This window comes from Herbaspirillum sp. NPDC087042, assembly GCF_044745245.1.
GTDB lineage: Bacteria > Pseudomonadota > Gammaproteobacteria > Burkholderiales > Burkholderiaceae_D > Herbaspirillum.
On sequence record NZ_JBIUZW010000008.1, the window covers coordinates 105,170 to 124,492 of the forward strand.

Here is a 19,323-nt window from a genome sequence, read left to right on the forward strand (position 1 = left end):
ACGGCTCATAATGATTGCGCAATCATTTTTGCGATCACAATAACAACATGCGGCCAGCCAGGCCGCGACGATGTGGCGGCGACCTGTGCGACAGGGCGGTTCCGGCATGCGAGGCATGTCCGCGTCCTGCTTCACCCAGGGAGTCGACGCGCATGAGCCATCCGTGTTTTCCAGTGCTTAGGGCGGGACTGATCCCTCCCTTTTATTTTGCCTAGAAATGATTGCGCAATCATTTGTGGGGGCTGGCGGCACGGATCGAGTCAAAGAACCTCAAGGAGACAACAACATGCAAAGAGCAGCACCGGCCAGCCCGAAGCGAACCCAGATTCGCTATCTCATCCTGGCCATGATTTTCGTGGTGACGGTGTTCAACTATGTGGACCGCGCCACGCTGTCCATCGCCGCGCCCGCCATGCGCAAGGACCTCGGCTTCGATGCCATCACCATGGGCATTGCCTTCTCGGCCTTCGGCTGGGCCTATACGGTGATGCAGATCCCGGGCGGGATCCTGCTGGACCGCGTCGGTTCGCGCGTGCTGTATGGCCTGAGCCTGATCGTCTGGTCGGTCTTCACCTTCCTGCAGGGCAATGTCGACCTGTTTTCATCGGCCTTCCTGGTCCTGTTCACGCTGCGCTTCCTGATGGGCGTGGCCGAGGCGCCGGCCTTCCCGGCCAACAACCGCCTGACCGTGATGTGGTTTCCCAAGCATGAACGCGGCCTGGCCACGGCCATCTTCCAGTCGGCCCAGTACTTCGCACTGGCGGCCTTCACGCCGGTGATGACCTGGACGCTCAGTCGCTGGGGATGGCACTACATCTTCTTCGTCACCGGTGCGGCCGGTATCGGCCTGGGCCTGCTCTGGTTCGCCGTGGTGCAGGAGCCCAAGAAGCACAGGCACACCAATGCCGCCGAAATCGCCTATATCGAAGAGGGTGGTGGCATGCCCACCATCGGTGATGTGAAGACACCATTCTCCTGGGCCAACATCAAGTCCATCTCGGCCAACCGCATGATGGCGGGCATCTACCTGGGCCAGTTCTGCCTGACCTCCATCACCTGGTTCTTCCTGACCTGGTTCCCCACCTACCTGATGGAAGCCAAGGGCATGTCCATCCTCAAGGTCGGCCTGGTGGCCGCCATCCCGCCGCTGGCCGGCTTCGTCGGCGGCATGGTCGGCGGAGTCTGGTCGGACTGGATGATCCGGCGCGGCTACAGCCTCACGGCAGCGCGCAAGACCCCCATCATCATCGGCCTGTTTGCCTCTTGCTCCATCGTGGTGGCCAACTATGTGTCGTCGGTGCCGATCGTGGTGGCGGTGATGTCGCTGGCCTTCTTCGCCAAGGGCGTGGGCAACCTCGGCTGGTGCATCGTCGGCGATGTCTCGCCCAAGGAATCGATGGGCATCGCCGGCGGTATGTTCAACCTGTTCGGCAACCTCGCCAGCATCGTCACGCCCATTGCCATCGGCTACTTCGTCAAGACCACCGGTTCCTTCGAAGCCGCGCTGACCTACGTCGGTGCCGTGGCGGCCCTGGGCGCCTGCTCCTACCTCTTCATCGTGGGCAAGCTGGAACGCCTGGACGGCGGCGATTTGTCCGCGCCGCCGCAGGCGCCCATGAGCAGCGTCACCGGGCAGAACCAGCGCGCCTGAGCATTCCAATCTTCCATTCTCCAATCAACGCATTTCCCGCAGGGAGCACACATGACCAGCACCACGACCTCCGCAACCTCCTCGGGCGACAAGATCGCCTGGGTCAGGATTTCCTCGACCTACCTGCCGCTGGCCAATCCCATCAGCGATGCCAAGGTCCTCACCGGACGCCAGAAGCCGATGACCGAGATCGCCATGCTCTTCGTCGAGATCGAAACCACCGACGGTCATCAGGGCCTGGGTTTCAGCTATTCCAAGCGCGCCGGTGGCCCCGGGCAATTTGCCCACGCCCGCGAGATCGCCCCGGCCATCATCGGCGAAGACCCCAACGACATCGGCAAGATCTGGGACAAGCTGTGCTGGGCCGGCGCCTCGGTGGGCCGCAGCGGCCTGTCGACCCAGGCCATCGGTGCCTTCGACGTCGCCTTGTGGGACATGAAGGCCAAGCGCGCCGGCCTGTCGCTGGCCAAGCTGCTGGGGTCGCATCGTGATTCGGTGCGCTGCTACAACACCAGTGGCGGCTTCCTGCATACGCCGCTGGAACAGTTGCTGGTCAATACCACGGCCTCGCGCGAGAAGGGTATCGGCGGCATCAAGCTCAAGGTCGGCCAGCCCGACTGCGCCCTCGATATCAAGCGCGTCGCCACCGTGCGCGAACACCTGGGTGACTTCCCGCTGATGGTCGATGCCAACCAGCAGTGGGATCGCCCGACCGCGCAGCGCATGTGCCGTACCTTCGAACAGTTCAACCTGGTCTGGATCGAGGAGCCGCTGGACTGCTACGACTACGAAGGCCATGCCGCCCTGGCGGCCCAGTTCGATACGCCCATTGCCACCGGCGAGATGCTCACCAGCGCCGCCGAGCATGGCGAGCTGATCCGTCACCGCGCCGCCGACTACCTCATGCCGGATGGTCCGCGCGTGGGCGGCATCACGCCTTTCCTGAAGGTGGCCGGGCTGGCCAGCCATGCCGGGCTGATGCTGGCCCCGCACTTCGCCATGGAACTGCACGTGCACCTGGCGGCGGCCTATCCGACCGAACCCTGGGTCGAGCACTTCGAATGGCTGGAGCCGCTGTTCCATGAACGGCTGGAATTGAAGGATGGCCGCATGCTGGTGCCGACCCGTCCCGGCCTGGGCCTGACCCTGACCGAGCAGGCCCGCGCCTGGACCCGCGAGCGCGCCGAGATCGGCCAGCGGCCCTGAGTCATTTCCACTGCCATCACCACAACATCAAAGGAGGAGACACCCATGGCAACCCGACGCGATCTGCTCAAGGCCGGTATGGCCGCCGCACTCGGCTCGGCGGCATTGAGCCGCCAGGCCAGCGCCGCCAGCGAGGGCGCCACGCCCGCAGGCAAGCCGCTGATCATCGATTCGCATGTGCATGTGTTCGAGCGCAACCCGGCCTATCCCTTCGGCTCGGCCACCACCTTCCCCACCTTCGTGCCACCGACGGTGGATGCCACGCCCGAAACTCTGCTGGCGCTGATGAAGGCCAACGATGTGGCGCGCACCGTGCTGATCCAGCACATCTGCTACAAGTGGGATAACAGCTACCTGGCCGATGTGCTCAAGCGTTATCCGGCGCATTTCAAGGGCGTGTGCCGGGTCAACCCGGAAGATCCGGCCGCACCGGACCACCTCAGCATGTGGGTGCAGGAGAAGGGCTTCAACGGCGTGCGCATCAGCCCCTTCGAGGATGCGCGCTTCGACTGGATCCGTGGCCCGCTGATGCCGCCGCTGTGGCAGCGCTGCCAGGCGCTGAAGGTACCGATGACGGTGCTGACCGATCATTCGCGCCTGCAGGATGTGATGCGGCTGGTGGAGAAATTCCCCGACCTTACCGTGGTCATCGACCACATGGCCGACATCCGCCCGGATCATCCCGAGCAACTGGCGGCGCTGCTGGCCTTTGCGCGCTATCCGAAGGTGTTCGTGAAGATCTCCCACATGTGGTCGATCTCGGACCAGCCCTATCCCTACCGGGATTCGCAGGACCAGGTCAAGCGCTTGCTGGATGCCTTCGGCGCCAGACGGCTGATGTGGGGGACCGACCATCCGGTCTCGCTGCCCAACCTGCCGTATGAGAAATCGGTGGCGCTGTTCCGCGATCAGTTGTCCTTCCTCTCCGAGGCGGACCGGCAGCAGATCCTGGGCAAGACGGTGCAGGAGGTGTGGCCGTTCGGCCTGACGGGCTGATGGCCTGATGGTTAGACGTGCGCGAGGCCATGCCGATGCCGCCTCGCGCATCAGTTTCCCTGGTGAAACATGCTGCCGGTTTGCCCGGCTGCCGGCCGTGATCATGTCGACATGTTGGAGTGCGGAGCGCCCGCCTGCTAAACTGGCCGACTTGCCCACTGAAAAAAGCGGCCTCCAGGCAGCGTCCTGGCTAGCACCAACACCAAATTGACTGACGACATCGACCCCTCCGCCCCGGCGGACGACCACGAATCCGGCTCCTTCGAAAGCTACTTCCGCGATCCCGCCATGGCGGCGGAGTCGCCCCTGGCCTGGGCCCTGGGGCAGCGCCTGGAGTTGCTGGACACCCTGCGCGGGCTGCTCTCGGGCGGCCAGGCGGCGGCGCGCCTGCGGCTGTGGGTGTTCCTGGAGCTGGCCGCCAAGCCGCAAGGGCGGCTGCAACGCGAAGACCTCAACCAGCTTTTCTATGCCTTGAAGCCCGAGGCCCTCGATACCGCCCTGAAGCGCCTGCGCGAGCTGGGCCTGGTGGTCTGGGATACCACGGCGCAGGATTACTCCCTCTCGCCGCTGGCCCAGCAGCTGCAGGCCTTGCTGGCGCCCCTCACACGCGCCGTCGGCGAGGATGACGACATGGCCGCGCTGCTGGCCCAGGTGGCCGGTGCCCAGGCGCTGGGGTTGTCCGATCCCAGCCAGATCCGCCATCTGCATGCCCAGCTGGCACGCCTGCACGACCAGTTCGCCGATGCCATCGAAAGCGGTTCCGAGGCCCGGCTGCGCGAGGCCCAGCCACGCTTCGAGCGGGCCTTGAAGCTGGTGCACCGGGCCGGCGAGGCACTCACCGCCCTGATCCGCAGCGAACACGACGACGCCCGCCTGGAACGCGAGGCGCGTGCCCTGGGCAATGGCCAGGCGCGCCTGTTGACCATGGCCAGCCAGTTCACCCGCGCCCTGCAGCAGGCCGACCGCCAGCGCGTGACCCTGGGCAGCACCGGCGTGACCAGCTCGGATGTACGGCGCTGGCTGCAATCCCATCCCGATCCCTCGCAACTAATGGGAGAGGCGCTGTCGATGGGCGTCAAGCCGGTCTTCATCAGCGGCCATGAGCTGGTGGACGTGGCCGAGGGCGAATTCGAACGCGACCGCCCCGATCCGCAGCGCTCCCAGGGCCTGCCGCCGCCGTCCCAGGCCGTGGCCGGCGAGATGGAAACCCTGCGCATGCCGGTGGAGCTGGGTGACCTGATCAGCCAGCTGGGCCAGCTTGCGCTGCTCGCACCAGCGGGCGAGCAGCCCCAGGACGGCGCCGACGCGCTCACCGCGCAGCCGCTGGCCGATGTGGTGCTGGGCGGCAGCTTCGGCAAGGCCGCCTATCGCATGCAGTTGCTGCCGCTGCTGGGCGACCGCCAGGCCCGCACGTTGCAGGGCCAGACCGGCGACCTGGCACGGCTGCCGTGGCAGGCTGGCTTCCTGCCCGTCATCGAAAAAGTCGATGATCCCGATGTGCTCGCCATGAGCGCCGGGGCCATCCATCCCGAGTCTTCCCAAGAAAAGAATCATGAGTGATACCCCCGACGAGGCCGGCCTGCTGGCCGCCGAACTGCTGGCGCGCCGCTGGCTGCCACGCAAGCATCCGCGCGTGCGTCGCGCCCTGATCGATGCCGAGCTGTGGCAGGCATTGCAGGATCGCCTGGCCCAGGTGGGCCTGCGCCTGGTGGACAACATCCACGCCGACCATATCAGCGTGGTGCTGGTGCGTGGCGCCGAGCGTGTGGTCTTCGGCGAGGCCGGCATGGATGCCAACAACAATATCGAGCTGCCGCGCGACGCCATCTCCTTGCTGGTGGTGCTGTGGTCGCTGATCGTGCTGCCCAAGCGCGAGCGCCAGTCGGCGCGCGCCAGCAGCGGCGAGGGCGAGCAGCAGGAAGAAATGTTCAACAAGGAAAAGCCCATGCCCAGCGCCGCCGCCGTCAGTCCGGTGGTGTCCTACCGATCGCTGCTGGCCGACTTCGGCCCGCAGCTGGGCAAGAAGATGCGCCTGGATGGCAATCTGCGGCGCCTGGAGGCGCATGGTTTCATCGTGCGCCGCGGTGACGACATCGCCGAAGGCCCGCTGCTGGATTTGCTGCTGGACTACGACGCCCTGGCCCCGCGCATCCTCGATGGCGCGCTCGGCGATGTGCTGGCGCGCGCCACGGCGCGCGAGGCGCAAGCCGAGGCCGAGGCGATCACGCCCGCCGATGCGCATGACGATTCCAGCGTCGAGCCCCAACAAGATCCCGAGGGAGAAGCCTGATGTTCCACCTGCAATCCCTTGAACTGCTGCAGTGGGATTACTGCCAGCGCCTGACCATGCCGCTGGACGGCTCCATCATTACCATTGCCGGCCCCAACGGTTCCGGCAAGACCACGCTGCTCGATGCCATGCGCACGCTGCTGGGTCTGGAATGCTCGGGTGGGCGCAGCTACAAGACCTACGCCCGCCACGCCAATGCCGATACCACCTGGCTGCGGGCCACGGTCGACAACCGTCCGCATGGCCGCCAGACCTCGACCCGCCCCTTCGCCCGCAACCTGCTCTATGCCGACCAGGTGACCCTGGCTTGCCGCATCGAGCGCAATGGCGGCGACTGGCAGCGGCGTTACTGTATGAGCGATGGCGACGTGCCCATCGAAACCCTGGCCCAGATGCCCGAGAAGGAATGGCTGGGCCTGGAGCATTGGCGCAAGCGTCTGGAAGGCGCCGGCCTGTCGCGCGCGATTGCCCGCGTGCTGGCGCTGGAACAGGGCCAGACCGACCGCCTGTGCGAGTTCTCGCCCAAGGAATTGCTGCGCCTGGTCTTCGAAGTCTTCGGTGACCAGGAAGTGCTGGACCGCTACGAAGAAGCCCGCCGCCACCAGCGCGACCTGGCTGCCGAAGTGGTGCTGGCCGAGCAGGAACTGGCGCATAGCCAGGCGCAACTGGCGCAGCTCGACAGCCGCGTGAACCTGTATCGCCAATACCAGGGCAAGTTGCGCGAGCGCGAGATCCTGGCCGCCGAAGTCATTCCCGTGTTGCGCTGGCATGAAGAGCGCCAGGGCACGGCTACCCGCCTGCGCGAGCTGCACCGCCAGCGCCTGCATCACAATGGCCAGCGCCGCCAGCGTGCCGGCGATGGCCTGCAGTTGTCGCTGCTGGTGCAACAGCAGCAGGAAGCCCGCGACCGGGTCACCACGCTGGAGCAGGACAAGAACGACGCCCACACCGCCCAGCAAAAGGCACGCGATGCCGAGAAGCCGGTCGAGGTGCTGGTGCGCCAGGCCGACGAGCTGCAGGCGCTGTCGGCGGTGGAGGGTGACTCCGCGCAACTGATGGCGCGCGTGACCGAGCTGGAACAGCAGAAGACCGAACTCAATGACCGCTGGCGCGCGCTGGAAAGCCAGCGCAAGGACGCCCAGGGTGCGCTGGAGCGGCTGACCGGCCAGCGCCAGGCGCCCAAGCCGGGCGAGGTGCAGCAGTTCTCGCGCAGCCTGCGCCAGGCCGGCATCGGCCATCACATCCTGGCCGACCTGATCGAGATCACCGATGACCACTGGCGTGCCGCCGCCGAAGGCGTGCTGCGGGCCTCGCGCTGGGTGGTGGTGCTGGAAGATGGCAAGGACGAGGGTGCCGCCATGGCCCTGGCCGAGCGTGAGCGCTATCGCCACTACGTGGTCTCCGATGTCGCCGCTGCACCGGCCCAGCCGCCGGCCGACAGCCTGCTGGCGGTGCTGCGCTTCTCGGCCAAGGCGCCGTCCTGGCTGTTGCGCCAGCTGGCGCAGATCAGTCGCGTGGCCGACACCGTCGAGGGAGCGCGCCAGGGTGGCGAGTGGATCACGCCGCAAGCCTATTGGCGCGATGGTCGCGGTGGCCGCAGCGTCTGGAGTGACCCGGGTGACTACCAGTTCGGCGCCGCCGCGCTGGCCTCGCGCCAGACCTCGATCCAGAAACGCCTGGCCACGCTGGACGAGCAATTGACCGACGTGGTGCTGCAGCAGAACGATATCAAGCGCCAGCTGGAGGCCGCCAGAAAGGCCAGCGAGGGACACCTCGCCGTGGAAGAGCTGGCCCGTCGCAGCGAAGAATTCGAAGAGGCGCGACGCCAGCTGCCCGCCCTGCGTCTGGCCCGCGTGGCCGCCAGCGAGCGCTGGAGCCGGCTCGATACCGAACATGGCGAGGCAATCGCCCAGCGCACCACGATCGATGGCAAGCACGCGGCCCTGCAACGCCGCCTGCGCGAGACCGAAGGCGACCTGGCCGGGCAGGAACGCGAATGGCGCAGCCGCCACGACGAGCAGCGCGCCCGCGCGCTGGCCTCGCGGGCGCAGAAGGCGCGCTTCCCGCAACGCTGGATCGCCGGCGATGCCCTGCAATCGCTCTACGAGAAATACACCAATGCCAAGCAGGCGGAGCTGCGCATGGGCGCGGTCGAGCACGAGCTGGAGAGCGGCAACTGGGAGAAGGACGCCAGCGTCGAGGACAAGCACCTGATCATGCAGGGTACCGTGGGCAACCAGCGCAATGAGCTGGATTCGCGCAAGGCCAGCAATTCGGCCGCGGAAGAGGCGGTGGGCAATGCCCGCGAGCGTTACATCGACGTGCTGCGTGCCACGGTACGGCGCTATCGCCGCAACATCGTCGACCTCGGTGCACTGGCCGGCGTGGTGGTCAGCGCTGACCTGCCGCATCTGGAAAACGACGACACCATCCTGCGCCAGGCCGAGCTGAAGGTCAGCTTCAACTTCGATGGCAAGGGCGAGATCGGCCTCAACGACGGCGAAGCCTCCGGTGGCCAGCAGGTGATCAAGTCGCTGATCCTGCTGGTGGGTCTGCTCAAGGACGACGACATGCCAGGCGGTTTCGTCTTCATCGATGAACCTTTCGCCCACCTGGATGTGCGCAACATCCAGCTGGTCAGCAACTTCCTCAAGTCCACCCGCGCCCAGTACGTGCTGACCACGCCGATCACCCACAACGTCGAGGTGTTCGAGCCGGCCGATATCACGCTGGTGACATCCAAGAAGCCGCGTGAAGCCCGCTGGGCACCGCCGATCGGGGTGTTGCAGCGGCGCCCTGCAGCATAGGGCAGAGGGCAGACGCGCGCCTGCGTATCGGCGCGCGTCACCCTGTCACTGCATCACTGCGTCAGGAACTGCACCAGCGCCTGCGTGAACGCGCGGGGTTGCTGCTGGTTGGAGATATGCGCGGCATCGAACTCCACATACAACGCACCGGGAATGGTGGCGCGCATGAACTGGGCGTCCGCCGGTGGCGTGGGGACGTCGCCGCTGCCGGCGATCACCAGCGTTGCTGCGCGGATGCCGGCAATGGCTTCGCGCAGGTCGTTGTCGCGCACGGCGGCACAGGCGCCGGCATAGCCTTCGGCGGGCGTGGCCAATAACATCGCGGTCAGGGCCTGCACCTGCTGCGGATTCTGTTCGGCATACTCCGGTGTCAGCCAGCGCGAGACCACGGCGCTGGCAATCGCGCCCAATCCTTCCTTGCGGACGGTATCGATGCGGCTGTTCCAGGCCTCGGCCGTGCCGATCTTTGCGCCGGTATTGCAGAGAATCAGCTTGTTGACGCGCTGCGGATGATGCACCGCCAGCCACATGAACGTGCTGCCGCCCATGGACAGGCCACAGAAGTGCGCGCGCTCGATGCCCAGCTGGTCCAGCAGGGCGATCACGTCGCCCCCCAGCTGCGCAATGGTATAGGGACCGGGGGTGACACCGGACTGGCCGTGGCCGCGCGTGTCATAGCGCAACACGCGGAAATGCCGGCTCAGTTCGGGGATCTGCGGATCCCACATGGCCAGCGAGGTCCCCAGTGAATTGGAGAGCACCAGCACCGGCAGGGAGGCATCGCCGTCGAGTTGATAGTGCAGCTGGATGCCGTTGAGATTGGCGAATGGCATGGAGAAATCCTTGTCGCGCCCGCGGACCTGTGGCCGGCAGGCGCCTGGTTGAAGCGTCAGAGGGGGCCGGATCAGCCGATCTGGGCGATGGCCGACGGATGCTGGGTCAGCGGCGTGACCGAGATCGTCATGAAGGGATAGAGCGGCAGGTTCGAGAGGATCGTGTGCAGCTCGTCATTGCCCGAGACATTGAAGATGCTCACGTTGGCGTACTGGCCGACCACGCGCCACAGGTCGCGCCATTTGCCTTCGCGCTGCAGCTTCTGCGACATTTCCTTCTCGTCCTTCTTGAGTGCGTCAGCCACTGCCTTGTCGAGCGAGGCGGGGATATTGACCTGCATCTGAACCATGAACAGCATGATGTTTGCTCCGTTGTCGTTGTGGGGTTTGTCTCGAAATACACGTGATACGTCTTTTCTGAATGTTCGATAAACGAACATTAATTCTTTATTCGCACAAATTAGTGTAGGCCGCCGTTCGCGACGCTGTCAATACGCGCTGTCTTTAGCCATCCTTCATCAGCCATCACGCCGGGGGCTGGGAAAGCCGGTCGCCGGGAAGGAGCTGGTATCGATGTCCAGCCAGGCGGGATGCTCGGCGTACATGTCGGCCACCAGTTGCTTGACGGCCTCGATGTACCAGGCGTTGTCGTTGATGCGGTGGGTCAGGATGATGGGCGAGGTGGCGCGGGCATCATCGATGAGGCGGTAGTGCAGGTCGTTGCGCAGCCGCGCCGAGGCCGGGATCAGGCACAGTCCGGCTTCGGCCGCCACCAGGCCCAGCGCGGTCTGGATCTCGCGCACTTCATGCACTTCGGCGGGGTGGATGTCCTGGTCGTTGAGCAGGCTCAGGATGTGGTCGGCAAAGCTGGGGCGCGGTTCCTTGGGATAGACGATCAGCTTTTGCCCATGCACTTCCTTGAGGCTTACGCGCTGGTCGCTGGCGGCCAGGGCAAAGGCCGGCGGGATGGCCAGCACCAGCTTTTCCTCGCGCAGCACGATGCGCGCCACGGTGGCGTCATTGCTGCGGATACGACCAAAGCCGACGTCGATGCGGCTCGACTTGAGGGCCGCGAACTGCTGCATCGAGGTCAGCTCGACCAACTGGATATCCACGTCCGGATAGTGCTGGCGCAACTTGCGTACCAGCATGGGCAGGCCGCCGTAGAGCGTCGAGGCGACGAAGCCGATGGACAGGGTCTGGCGCTGGTTCAGGCCGATTTGCTGGGTGGCGTTCTTCAGCTGCTCCAGGCGATTGATGATCTGCAAGGCCTGTTCGTAGAACACCCGGCCCGCTTCGGTAAGGCGCAGGGGACGGCTATTGCGCAGCAGCAACTGCACGCCCAGTTCCTCCTCCAGCAGCTGGATCTGGCGGCTCAGCGGCGGCTGGGCGATGTGCAACTGCTCGGAGGCGCGGGTGAAGTTGCGGGTGTTGGCAACGGCCACGAAGTATTTGAGTTGTCTGATATCCATGGTCAAAAATCATATCCCGGTGGCACTGAACCTGTCCAATTCTCCAATTTCCAGTGGTTTACGCCACAACTATATCTAAAAGGTATGAGACTAGATGTATTTGGTGTTGGCAATGCAAGCCCTTCCGGGTGTTCAATGCGAAGCATGGAACCCACACAACACATTCACTCTGCGGCAGCCCCGGCGAAGATCGACCGGGTCGAGACCTTCCTGGTCGACCTGCCGACCATCCGGCCCCATCAATTGTCCATGGCGACAATGAATGGGCAGACCCTGATGCTGGTGCGCCTGTACTGTTCGGACGGCACCGTGGGCGTGGGCGAGGGCACCACCATCGGTGGCCTGGCCTATGGCGCGGAATCGCCCGAGGGCATGAAGCTGGCCATCGATACCTACTTCGCACCGCTGCTGCTGGGCGCGGATGCCAGCCTCATCCCGGCCATCATGGCGCGGCTGAACAAGGCCATCCAGGACAACCGCTTCGCCAAGTGCGCCATCGAGACCGCGCTGTTCGACGCGCTGGGCCAGCGCACCGGCCTGCCGGTGTCGCAACTGCTGGGCGGCCGTGCCCGTGAAAGCCTGCCGATCGCCTGGACCCTGGCCTCGGGCGACACCGCCCGCGATATCGATGAAGCCGAGCGCATGCTGGCCCAGCGTCGTCACAAGATCTTCAAGCTCAAGATCGGTCGCCGCGCGGTCGAGGCCGATGTGGCCCACGTGGCCGCCATCAAGAAGGCGCTGGGCGACCGTGGCGCGGTGCGGGTGGACGTGAACATGGCCTGGAGCGAGCTGGAAGCCCAGCGCGGACTGGCCGGCCTGGTCGATGCCGGCTGCGAGCTGGTCGAGCAACCGGTGGCCTCGGCGCAGGCGCTGGCGCGCCTGAAGGGCAAATACCCCATCGCCGTGATGGCCGATGAATCGCTGACCGGCCCGGCCTCGGCCTTTGCGCTGGCCCGCATCGGTGGCGCCGATGTCTTCGCCATCAAGATCGAGCAGTCCGGTGGCCTGCGCGCGGCCCAGCAGGTGGCCGCCATCGGCGACGCCGCCGGCATCGAGCTGTATGGTGGCACCATGCTGGAAGGCGCCATCGGCACCATCGCCTCGGCCCATGCCTTTGCCACCTTCCGTGAACTGCAATGGGGGACCGAGCTCTTTGGCCCTCTGCTGCTGACCGAGGAAATCCTCGCCCAGCCGCTGCAATACCAGGACTTCCAGCTGGCCGTGCCGCAAGGTCCGGGACTGGGGATCGCGCTGGATGAAGAGCGCGTGCAATACTTCCGGCGCGACCGCAAGCAAGGAGCATCCGTTACCGCAGTCAGGCCAGCCAAACTGGCGGGCTGAACAGAGCGTATTTTTTTCCTTCCAACAAATCAAACAGGAGACACACATGGCAGCCAAGATTTTCAGCACCCCCGAAGTACAAGACTTCCTGCGCCTGGCCAGCGGCCTGGACACCGATGGTGGCAGCCCGCGCACCAAGCAGATCGTGCACCGCATTCTGTCGGATCTGTTCAAGACCATCGAAGACCTGGAAATCACTTCGGACGAATACTGGGCCGGCATCGCCTATCTGAACCGCGTCGGTGCTTCCAGCGAAGCCGGTCTGCTCTCGCCGGGCCTGGGTCTGGACCGCTTCCTGGACATGCGCATGGATGCCGAGGATGCCGCCCAGGGCGTGGTCAACGGTACCCCGCGCACCATCGAGGGTCCGCTGTACGTGGCCGGCGCGCCGGTGGAGCAGGGCTTTGCCCGTCTGGATGACGGCAGCGACAAGGCTGGCCACACCCTGATCATGCACGGCACCATCTTTGGCGCCGACGGCAAGCCCATGCCGGGCGCCAAGGTCGAGGTCTGGCATGCCAACACCAAGGGTTTCTATTCGCACTTCGACCCGACCGGTGAGCAGCGTCCCTTCAACATGCGTCGTACCATCATCACCGACGCCCAGGGCCGCTACAAGTTGCGCAGCATCGTGCCGGCCGGCTATGGCTGCCCGCCCGATGGTCCGACCCAGGGCCTGCTGAACGAACTGGGCCGTCACGGCAACCGTCCGGCGCACATCCACTTCTTCGTCACCGCCGACGGCCATCGCAAGCTGACCACCCAGATCAACATCGATGGCGATCCGCTGATCTATGACGACTTCGCCTATGCCACCCGCGAAGGCTTGGTGCCGCCGCTGGTCGAGCGTACCGATGCGGCCAGCATCAAGGCCGAAGGTCTGGAAGGTCCGTTTGCCGAGATCGTCTTCGACATGAAGCTGAGCACCCTGGTCCAGGGCGCCGATAACCAGATCGTCGACCGTCCCCGCCTGGCCGCCTGAGCGCGCTAGCGACCAAGCGTCGCAAGCACTACCCGTCAATCCTCCCCCTGCCTGTTGACACGCCGCGATGGCTGGCCATCGCGGGGGGAGGCTTGCACCCTGGAGAAACCGCACCATGAACACCATTGCCACCGCCGACAAGTACGACGAAGTCGAGAAGCTGCTGGAGACCGCCCTGCAGGAAGACAAGGCCAACGGCATCTTCCGCTGCCGCCGCGACATCTTCACCAATCCCGAGTTGTTCGAACTGGAGATGAAGCATCTCTTCGAGTCCAACTGGGTCTATCTCGCCCACGAGAGCCAGGTCGCCAACAACAACGACTACTACACCACCTGGATCGGCCGCCAGCCGGTGGTGGTGACCCGTGACAAGAACGGTGAGCTGCATGCCGTCATCAATGCCTGCGCGCACAAGGGCGCCATGCTGTGCCGGCGCAAGCACGGCAACAAGAGCAGCTTCACCTGCCCGTTCCACGGCTGGACCTTCGGCAATACCGGCAAGCTGCTCAAGGTCAAGGATGAGAAGACCACCGAATACCCGGTCTCCTTCAATCACAACGGCTCGCACGACCTGACCCGCGTGGCGCGCTTCCAGAACTATCGCGGCTTCCTCTTCGGCAGCCTCAACGCCGATGTCATGCCGCTGGAAGACTACCTGGGCGAGACCCGCGTGATCATCGACCAGATCGTCGACCAGGCCCCCAATGGCCTGGAAGTCCTGCGCGGCAACTCCAGCTACATCTACGACGGCAACTGGAAGATGCAGATGGAAAACGGCTGCGACGGCTACCACGTCAGCACCGTGCACTGGAACTACGGCGCCACCATGAGCCGCCGCAAGGAAGGCGGCACCAAGGCCACCGATGCCAACAACTGGAGCAAGGCCGTCGCCGGCGTCTATGGTTTCGAGAACGGCCACATCCTGCTGTGGACCAATACCCTGAACCCCGAAGTGCGCCCCATCTGGAACCAGCGCGAAGAACTGGCCGCCCGCGTGGGCCAGGCCCGCGCCGACACCATCGTGGCCCAGACCCGCAACCTGTGCCTGTATCCCAACGTGTTCCTGATGGACCAGTTCGGCACCCAGATCCGCGTGGCCCGTCCGATCAGCGTGGACAAGACCGAGATCAGCATCTTCTGCTTCGGCCCCAAGGGCGAGAGCGCCGAAGACCGTCGCGTGCGCATCCGCCAGTACGAGGACTTCTTCAACGTCTCCGGCATGGGCACCGCCGATGACCTGGAAGAATTCCGCGCCTGCCAGGCCGGCTACGCCGGTTCGGCCGTGCGCTGGAACGACATGAGTCGCGGTGCGCCGCTGTGGAAGGAAGGGCCGGACGAGAACGCCGTCAAGATGGGCATGAAGCCGCTGCTGAGCGGCGAGCGCAGCGAGGATGAAGGCCTGTTCGTCTGCCAGCACCACTACTGGACCGGGCAGATGCGCCAGGCCGTCGAGAAGGAACGTGCCGCCGCGCGGCAAGGAGCAGAGCAATGAGTATCGCCAATCCTGCCGATCACGGCGCCATCAGCGCCTTCCTCTATCGCGAGGCGCGTTACCTGGACGAGCGTCAATGGGAGTCGTGGCTGGAACTCTATGCCACCGACGTCGAGTACTGGATGCCGGCCTGGGACGACGACGACCAGTTGACCGAAGATCCCGACAGCCAGATCTCGCTGATGTACTACCCCAACCGGGATGGCCTGGAAGACCGCGTGTTCCGCATCAAGACCGAGCGCTCCAGCGCCTCGATGCCGGAGCCGCGCACCAACCACATGATCACCAACGTCGAGATCCTGGCCGAGCGCGACGATGCCGTGGAGGTGCGCTACAACTTCCATACCCTGAGCCACCGCTACAAGATCACCGACCATTTCTTCGGCACGATGCTGGTGACGCTGCGCAAGGTCGAGGGGGGCTTCCTGATCGCCCGCAAGAAGATCGTGCTGAAGAATGACTATATCCGCCAGGTCATCGACGTCTATCACGTCTGACCGGCAGCAGGAGACACAAGATGAGCAGCTATCGCATCGCCCTGAACTTCGAAGACGGGGTCACCCGCATCATCGAGTGCGGCGCCAAGGAAAAAGTACTGGATGCGGCTTTCCGCCAGCGCATCAACCTGCCCATGGATTGCTCCGACGGCGTATGCGGCACCTGCAAGTGTCGCGCCGAGAGTGGGCAGTACGACCTGGGTGACGACTACATCGAAGACGCCCTCAACGAGGACGAGGCCGCCGAGGGCATGGTGCTGACCTGCCAGATGGTGCCGCAATCGGATTGCGTCGTCGCCGTGCCGGTGCCCTCCAGCGCCTGCAAGACCGGCACCGCGAAGTTCGGCGGCACGGTGGCCGACATCACCGCCTTTGGCGAGGCGGCCTTCACGCTGACGCTGGACACCGGTGCCGATGCCCCGGCCTTCCTGCCCGGCCAGTACGTCAACATCGGCGTGCCGGGCAGCGACCAGCATCGCTCGTACTCGTTCAGCTCGGCCTCGGGCGATGCGCGCATGAGCTTCCTGATCAAGAACGTGCCGGGCGGCCTGATGAGCGGCTGGCTGGCCGGCGCCAAGGTGGGTACGGCGCTGGAAATGACGGGGCCGCTGGGCAGTTTCTATCTGCGTCCGGTGACCCGGCCGTTGCTGATGCTGGCCGGTGGTACGGGACTGGCGCCTTTCCTGTCGATGCTGGAAGAACTGGCGCGCCAGGGTCAGGGGCTGGCCCAGTCGGTCCACCTGATCTATGGCGTCACCCGCGACCAGGACCTGGTGCTGGTGGAACAACTGGAGCAGTACGCCCGGCGCCTGCCCGGCTTCAGCTTCACCACCTGTGTGGCCGACCCCGCCACCACGCATCCGCACCAGGGTTACGTGACCCAGCACATGCCGGCGGCGGTGCTGCATGATGGCAACGTGGATGTCTACCTGTGCGGCCCGCCGCCCATGGTGGAGGCCGTGCAGAAGCACTTCCAGGCCAACGGCATCGCCCCGGCCAGCTTCCACTACGAGAAGTTCGTCACCAGCCAGCCGGCCCCGGCGGCCGTGGCGGCATGAGCAGCGCGCCGATGAAGCACCGCTTCGCCGGCCGCGTGGCGGTCGTCACCGGCGCCGCGCAAGGCATCCTGCGCGGCGTGGCGCTGGGGATCGCGGCCGAAGGCGGGCGGGTGCTGCTGGTGGACCGCGCCGAGCTGGTCCATGAGGTCGCCGCCGAGGCCGCCGATGGCCGTGGCCTGGGCTTTGTCGCCGACCTGGAAACCTACGAAGGCGCGCAGGCCGCCATGGCCTATGCGGTGCAGGCCTTCGGCGGCATCGACATCCTGGTCAATGGCGTGGGTGGAGCCATCCGCATGCGTCCCTTCGCCGAATTCGAACCGGCCCAGATCGATGCCGAGATCCGCCGTTCGCTCATGCCCACCCTCTATGGCTGCCATGCCGTGCTGCCGCATCTGCTGGCGCAGGGCGGCGGCACCATCGTCAATGTCTCCTCCAATGCCACGCGCGGCATTCGCCGGGTGCCGTATTCGGCGGCCAAGGGTGGTGTCAACGCGCTGACCATGGCGCTGGCCATGGAGTATGGCGAGCAGGGCATCCGTGTGGTGGCCACCGCGCCGGGCGGCACCCAGGCACCGCCGCGTCGCATTCCGCGCAATGCCGCCGGCGACAACGCCCGGGAGCAGGTGTGGATGCAGGAGGCCGTGCAGCAGGTGACCGGATCGACCTTCTTCAAGCGCTACGCCACGCTGGAGGAGCAGATCGCCCCCATCCTCTTCATGGCCTCGGAAGAGGCCAGCTACATCACCGGTGCGGTGCTGCCGGTGGCTGGCGGCGATAACGGCTGAACAGCGGCCGACAATAACAATCACACCAGGAGACAAGATGCCAGAGCGCAAAGCCATCATTCCCAAGGGGATGGAAGAGGTCTACGACAAGATCGGCTATGCCCCGGGACTGCGGGTGGGCAATACCATCTACGTATCGGGCCAGATCGGGCGTGACCTTTCCATGCAACTGGTGGAAGGGCGCGAAGCCCAGATCGTGCAAGCCTTCGAGAACCTCAAGCTCATTTTGGAGACGGCCGGCGCGACCATGGCCGATGTGGTGGACCTGACCACCTTCCATACCGACATGCGCGACCTGCCGCTGTTCATGAAGGTGCGCAACCGCTATTTCACCTCGCACCCGCTGCCACCCTGGACCGCCATCGGCGCCCACATGCTGGGCGGCGCGCCGGGCTACATCATCGAGATCAAGGTGGTCGCAGAACTGTAATCACCCACGCAAGACCATAAAAACCGAATCGGGCTGCAGCCCGACGTATCGCCAGAACAAGACCTATAACGACGCAACACAACCGATACAACGGAGGAGATCCATGAAAACACAGGAAGTCGGCCAGATCATCGACGGCGCGCCATTCACGCGCTTCCACTGGATGGTGATGTGCCTATGCGCATTGCTGCTGATCTTTGATGGCTATGACCTCTTCATCTACGGCGCGGTGCTGCCGGTGCTGATGAAGGAGTGGAGCCTGAGCCCGGTGCAGGCCGGCGCGCTGGGCAGCTATGCGCTGTTTGGCATGATGTTCGGCGCCTTCATCTTCGGCCCGCTGGCCGATCGCATCGGCCGCAAGAAGGGCGTGGCCATCAGCTTCATCCTCTTCAGCCTCTCGACCTTCGTCAGCGGCTTCGCCACCACCCCCACCGAGTTCGGTGTCTACCGTTTCATCGCCGGCCTGGGCTGCGGCGGGCTGATGCCCAATGCGGTGGCGCTGATGAACGAGTACGCGCCCAAGCGCCTGCGCAGCACGCTGGTGGCCATCATGTTCAGCGGCTATTCGCTGGGTGGTGTGTTGTGCGCCGGCCTGGGCATCTACATGCTGCCGCGCTTCGGCTGGCAATCGATGTTCTTTGCCGCCGCCGTGCCACTGGTACTGTTGCCGCTGATCCTGTGGAAGCTGCCGGAATCGGTCGGTTTCCTGCTGCGCCATGGCAAGGAGGATGTCGCCCGGTCCATGCTGCGACAGGTGGCCCCACAGCTGCGTCTGGATGCCGATGTGCAGCTGGTGCAGGCCGAGGCCAAGGGCGCGGGCGTACCCATGCTGGAGCTGTTCAAGCACCAGCGCGCCGTGGGCACGCTGATGATCTGGCTGTCCTTCTTCTGCTGCCTGCTGATGGTCTATGCCCTCGGTTCCTGGCTGCCCAAGCTGATGGCCAACGCCGGCTACAGCCTCGGCTCGTCGCTGTCCTTCCTGCTGGCGCTGAACTTCGGCGGCGTGGTCGGTGCCATCAGCGGTGGCTGGCTGGGGGATCGCTTCACCTTGCCCAAGGTGGTGCTGGGCTTCTTCGCGCTGGGCACGGTGGCCATTGCGCTGCTGGGCTTCAATAGTCCGATGGCCATGCTCTACCTGCTCATCATCATTGCCGGTGCCACCACTATCGGTACCCAGATCCTGCTGTATGCCAATACCGCCCAGTTCTATCCGCAGGCGATCCGTTCCACCGGCCTGGGCTGGGCCTCGGGCGTGGGCCGCACCGGCGCCATCGTCGGTCCCTTGCTGGGCGGCTGGCTGATGGCGGCGTCGCTGCCGCTGAGCATGAACTTCCTGGTCTTTGCCGTACCGGGCCTGGTGGCGGCGCTGGCCATCGGCGTGTTCATCCTGCGCTATCGCGGCGTGGCACGCGCAGCGGCACAACAGCATGGCGCAGCGGTGGTCTCGCGCAGCGTATAAGATCGGATCCTGCAGCGGCTGCAG

17 protein-coding genes are annotated in these 19,323 nt (G+C 65.2%); 14 read left to right on the top strand and 3 right to left on the bottom strand.

The features are described 5' to 3' along the window. The first annotated feature begins 286 nt into the window (after positions 1-286). The 6 genes from ACIPHN_RS12745 to ACIPHN_RS12770 all read left to right on the top strand — a co-directional run bounded on the left by ACIPHN_RS12745 (position 287) and on the right by ACIPHN_RS12770 (position 8,950). Positions 287-1,651: an MFS transporter gene (locus ACIPHN_RS12745; RefSeq protein ID WP_400436640.1), complete on the top strand. Its 1,365-nt coding sequence runs from the start codon at positions 287-289 to the stop codon at positions 1,649-1,651. A 51-nt stretch (positions 1,652-1,702) separates the two neighbouring features. Beyond that, entirely contained in the window at positions 1,703-2,857 is a 1,155-nt protein-coding gene (locus ACIPHN_RS12750) for a mandelate racemase/muconate lactonizing enzyme family protein (protein ID WP_400436641.1), read from the top strand. A gap of 45 nt (positions 2,858-2,902) precedes the next feature. After that, positions 2,903-3,853 (top strand): amidohydrolase family protein, encoded by a 951-nt coding sequence (locus ACIPHN_RS12755; RefSeq protein WP_400436642.1) that lies wholly within the window; start codon positions 2,903-2,905, stop codon positions 3,851-3,853. Positions 3,854-4,141: 288 nt separating this feature from the next. After that, entirely contained in the window at positions 4,142-5,413 is a 1,272-nt protein-coding gene (locus ACIPHN_RS12760) for a hypothetical protein (protein ID WP_400436898.1), read from the top strand. Further along, positions 5,406-6,143, top strand: a complete 738-nt coding sequence (locus tag ACIPHN_RS12765) for a hypothetical protein (protein WP_400436644.1) — start codon at positions 5,406-5,408, stop codon at positions 6,141-6,143. Before ACIPHN_RS12760 ends, ACIPHN_RS12765 begins: the two co-directional genes overlap by 8 nt. Next, positions 6,143-8,950, top strand: a complete 2,808-nt coding sequence (locus tag ACIPHN_RS12770) for an ATP-binding protein (protein ID WP_400436646.1) — start codon at positions 6,143-6,145, stop codon at positions 8,948-8,950. Before ACIPHN_RS12765 ends, ACIPHN_RS12770 begins: the two co-directional genes overlap by 1 nt. A 53-nt stretch (positions 8,951-9,003) precedes the next feature. Here the strand turns inward: ACIPHN_RS12770 and pcaD are convergent, their stop codons facing one another. The 3 genes from pcaD to ACIPHN_RS12785 all read right to left on the bottom strand — a co-directional run bounded on the left by pcaD (position 9,004) and on the right by ACIPHN_RS12785 (position 11,255). Beyond that, a complete protein-coding gene (pcaD, locus tag ACIPHN_RS12775) occupies positions 9,004-9,783 on the bottom strand; it encodes a 3-oxoadipate enol-lactonase (protein WP_400436648.1) in 780 nt (259 codons plus the stop codon). Between the two features lie 71 nt (positions 9,784-9,854). Then, positions 9,855-10,142, bottom strand: a complete 288-nt coding sequence (gene catC, locus ACIPHN_RS12780) for a muconolactone Delta-isomerase (protein WP_400436650.1) — start codon at positions 10,140-10,142, stop codon at positions 9,855-9,857. 159 nt (positions 10,143-10,301) lie between these two features. After that, a complete protein-coding gene (locus ACIPHN_RS12785; protein ID WP_400436652.1) occupies positions 10,302-11,255 on the bottom strand; it encodes a LysR family transcriptional regulator in 954 nt (317 codons plus the stop codon). A gap of 144 nt (positions 11,256-11,399) precedes the next feature. Here ACIPHN_RS12785 and ACIPHN_RS12790 point away from each other — a divergent pair, with 144 nt between their 5' ends. The 8 genes from ACIPHN_RS12790 to ACIPHN_RS12825 all read left to right on the top strand — a co-directional run bounded on the left by ACIPHN_RS12790 (position 11,400) and on the right by ACIPHN_RS12825 (position 19,299). Continuing rightward, the gene (locus ACIPHN_RS12790; protein ID WP_400436654.1) at positions 11,400-12,596 is read left to right on the top strand and encodes a muconate/chloromuconate family cycloisomerase; all 1,197 of its coding nucleotides are present in this window, start codon (positions 11,400-11,402) and stop codon (positions 12,594-12,596) included. Positions 12,597-12,642: 46 nt separating this feature from the next. Next, the gene (gene catA / locus ACIPHN_RS12795) at positions 12,643-13,578 is read left to right on the top strand and encodes a catechol 1,2-dioxygenase (RefSeq protein WP_400436657.1); all 936 of its coding nucleotides are present in this window, start codon (positions 12,643-12,645) and stop codon (positions 13,576-13,578) included. A gap of 115 nt (positions 13,579-13,693) precedes the next feature. After that, positions 13,694-15,070: a Rieske 2Fe-2S domain-containing protein gene (locus ACIPHN_RS12800; RefSeq protein WP_400436658.1), complete on the top strand. Its 1,377-nt coding sequence runs from the start codon at positions 13,694-13,696 to the stop codon at positions 15,068-15,070. Then, positions 15,067-15,567: a benzoate 1,2-dioxygenase small subunit gene (gene benB / locus ACIPHN_RS12805; RefSeq protein ID WP_400436660.1), complete on the top strand. Its 501-nt coding sequence runs from the start codon at positions 15,067-15,069 to the stop codon at positions 15,565-15,567. Before ACIPHN_RS12800 ends, benB begins: the two co-directional genes overlap by 4 nt. A 20-nt stretch (positions 15,568-15,587) precedes the next feature. Then, the gene (benC, locus tag ACIPHN_RS12810; protein WP_400436663.1) at positions 15,588-16,625 is read left to right on the top strand and encodes a benzoate 1,2-dioxygenase electron transfer component BenC; all 1,038 of its coding nucleotides are present in this window, start codon (positions 15,588-15,590) and stop codon (positions 16,623-16,625) included. Positions 16,626-16,636: 11 nt separating this feature from the next. Continuing rightward, positions 16,637-17,410, top strand: coding sequence for a benzoate diol dehydrogenase BenD (gene benD, locus ACIPHN_RS12815; RefSeq protein WP_400436664.1), 774 nt, complete (start codon positions 16,637-16,639; stop codon positions 17,408-17,410). Between the two features lie 37 nt (positions 17,411-17,447). Then, positions 17,448-17,840: a RidA family protein gene (locus tag ACIPHN_RS12820; RefSeq protein WP_400436666.1), complete on the top strand. Its 393-nt coding sequence runs from the start codon at positions 17,448-17,450 to the stop codon at positions 17,838-17,840. A 103-nt stretch (positions 17,841-17,943) separates the two neighbouring features. Beyond that, a complete protein-coding gene (locus tag ACIPHN_RS12825) occupies positions 17,944-19,299 on the top strand; it encodes an MFS transporter (protein WP_400436667.1) in 1,356 nt (451 codons plus the stop codon). The last annotated feature ends 24 nt before the right edge of the window (positions 19,300-19,323 follow it).

Coding starts and splice junctions, on each gene's coding strand:
- ACIPHN_RS12745 (WP_400436640.1), top strand. CDS start 287: ATGCAAAGAGCAGCACCGGCCAGCCCGAAGCGAACCCAGATTCGCTAT.
- ACIPHN_RS12750 (WP_400436641.1), top strand. CDS start 1,703: ATGACCAGCACCACGACCTCCGCAACCTCCTCGGGCGACAAGATCGCC.
- ACIPHN_RS12755 (WP_400436642.1), top strand. CDS start 2,903: ATGGCAACCCGACGCGATCTGCTCAAGGCCGGTATGGCCGCCGCACTC.
- ACIPHN_RS12760 (WP_400436898.1), top strand. CDS start 4,142: ATGGCGGCGGAGTCGCCCCTGGCCTGGGCCCTGGGGCAGCGCCTGGAG.
- ACIPHN_RS12765 (WP_400436644.1), top strand. CDS start 5,406: ATGAGTGATACCCCCGACGAGGCCGGCCTGCTGGCCGCCGAACTGCTG.
- ACIPHN_RS12770 (WP_400436646.1), top strand. CDS start 6,143: ATGTTCCACCTGCAATCCCTTGAACTGCTGCAGTGGGATTACTGCCAG.
- pcaD (WP_400436648.1), bottom strand. CDS start 9,783: ATGCCATTCGCCAATCTCAACGGCATCCAGCTGCACTATCAACTCGAC.
- catC (WP_400436650.1), bottom strand. CDS start 10,142: ATGCTGTTCATGGTTCAGATGCAGGTCAATATCCCCGCCTCGCTCGAC.
- ACIPHN_RS12785 (WP_400436652.1), bottom strand. CDS start 11,255: ATGGATATCAGACAACTCAAATACTTCGTGGCCGTTGCCAACACCCGC.
- ACIPHN_RS12790 (WP_400436654.1), top strand. CDS start 11,400: ATGGAACCCACACAACACATTCACTCTGCGGCAGCCCCGGCGAAGATC.
- catA (WP_400436657.1), top strand. CDS start 12,643: ATGGCAGCCAAGATTTTCAGCACCCCCGAAGTACAAGACTTCCTGCGC.
- ACIPHN_RS12800 (WP_400436658.1), top strand. CDS start 13,694: ATGAACACCATTGCCACCGCCGACAAGTACGACGAAGTCGAGAAGCTG.
- benB (WP_400436660.1), top strand. CDS start 15,067: ATGAGTATCGCCAATCCTGCCGATCACGGCGCCATCAGCGCCTTCCTC.
- benC (WP_400436663.1), top strand. CDS start 15,588: ATGAGCAGCTATCGCATCGCCCTGAACTTCGAAGACGGGGTCACCCGC.
- benD (WP_400436664.1), top strand. CDS start 16,637: ATGAAGCACCGCTTCGCCGGCCGCGTGGCGGTCGTCACCGGCGCCGCG.
- ACIPHN_RS12820 (WP_400436666.1), top strand. CDS start 17,448: ATGCCAGAGCGCAAAGCCATCATTCCCAAGGGGATGGAAGAGGTCTAC.
- ACIPHN_RS12825 (WP_400436667.1), top strand. CDS start 17,944: ATGAAAACACAGGAAGTCGGCCAGATCATCGACGGCGCGCCATTCACG.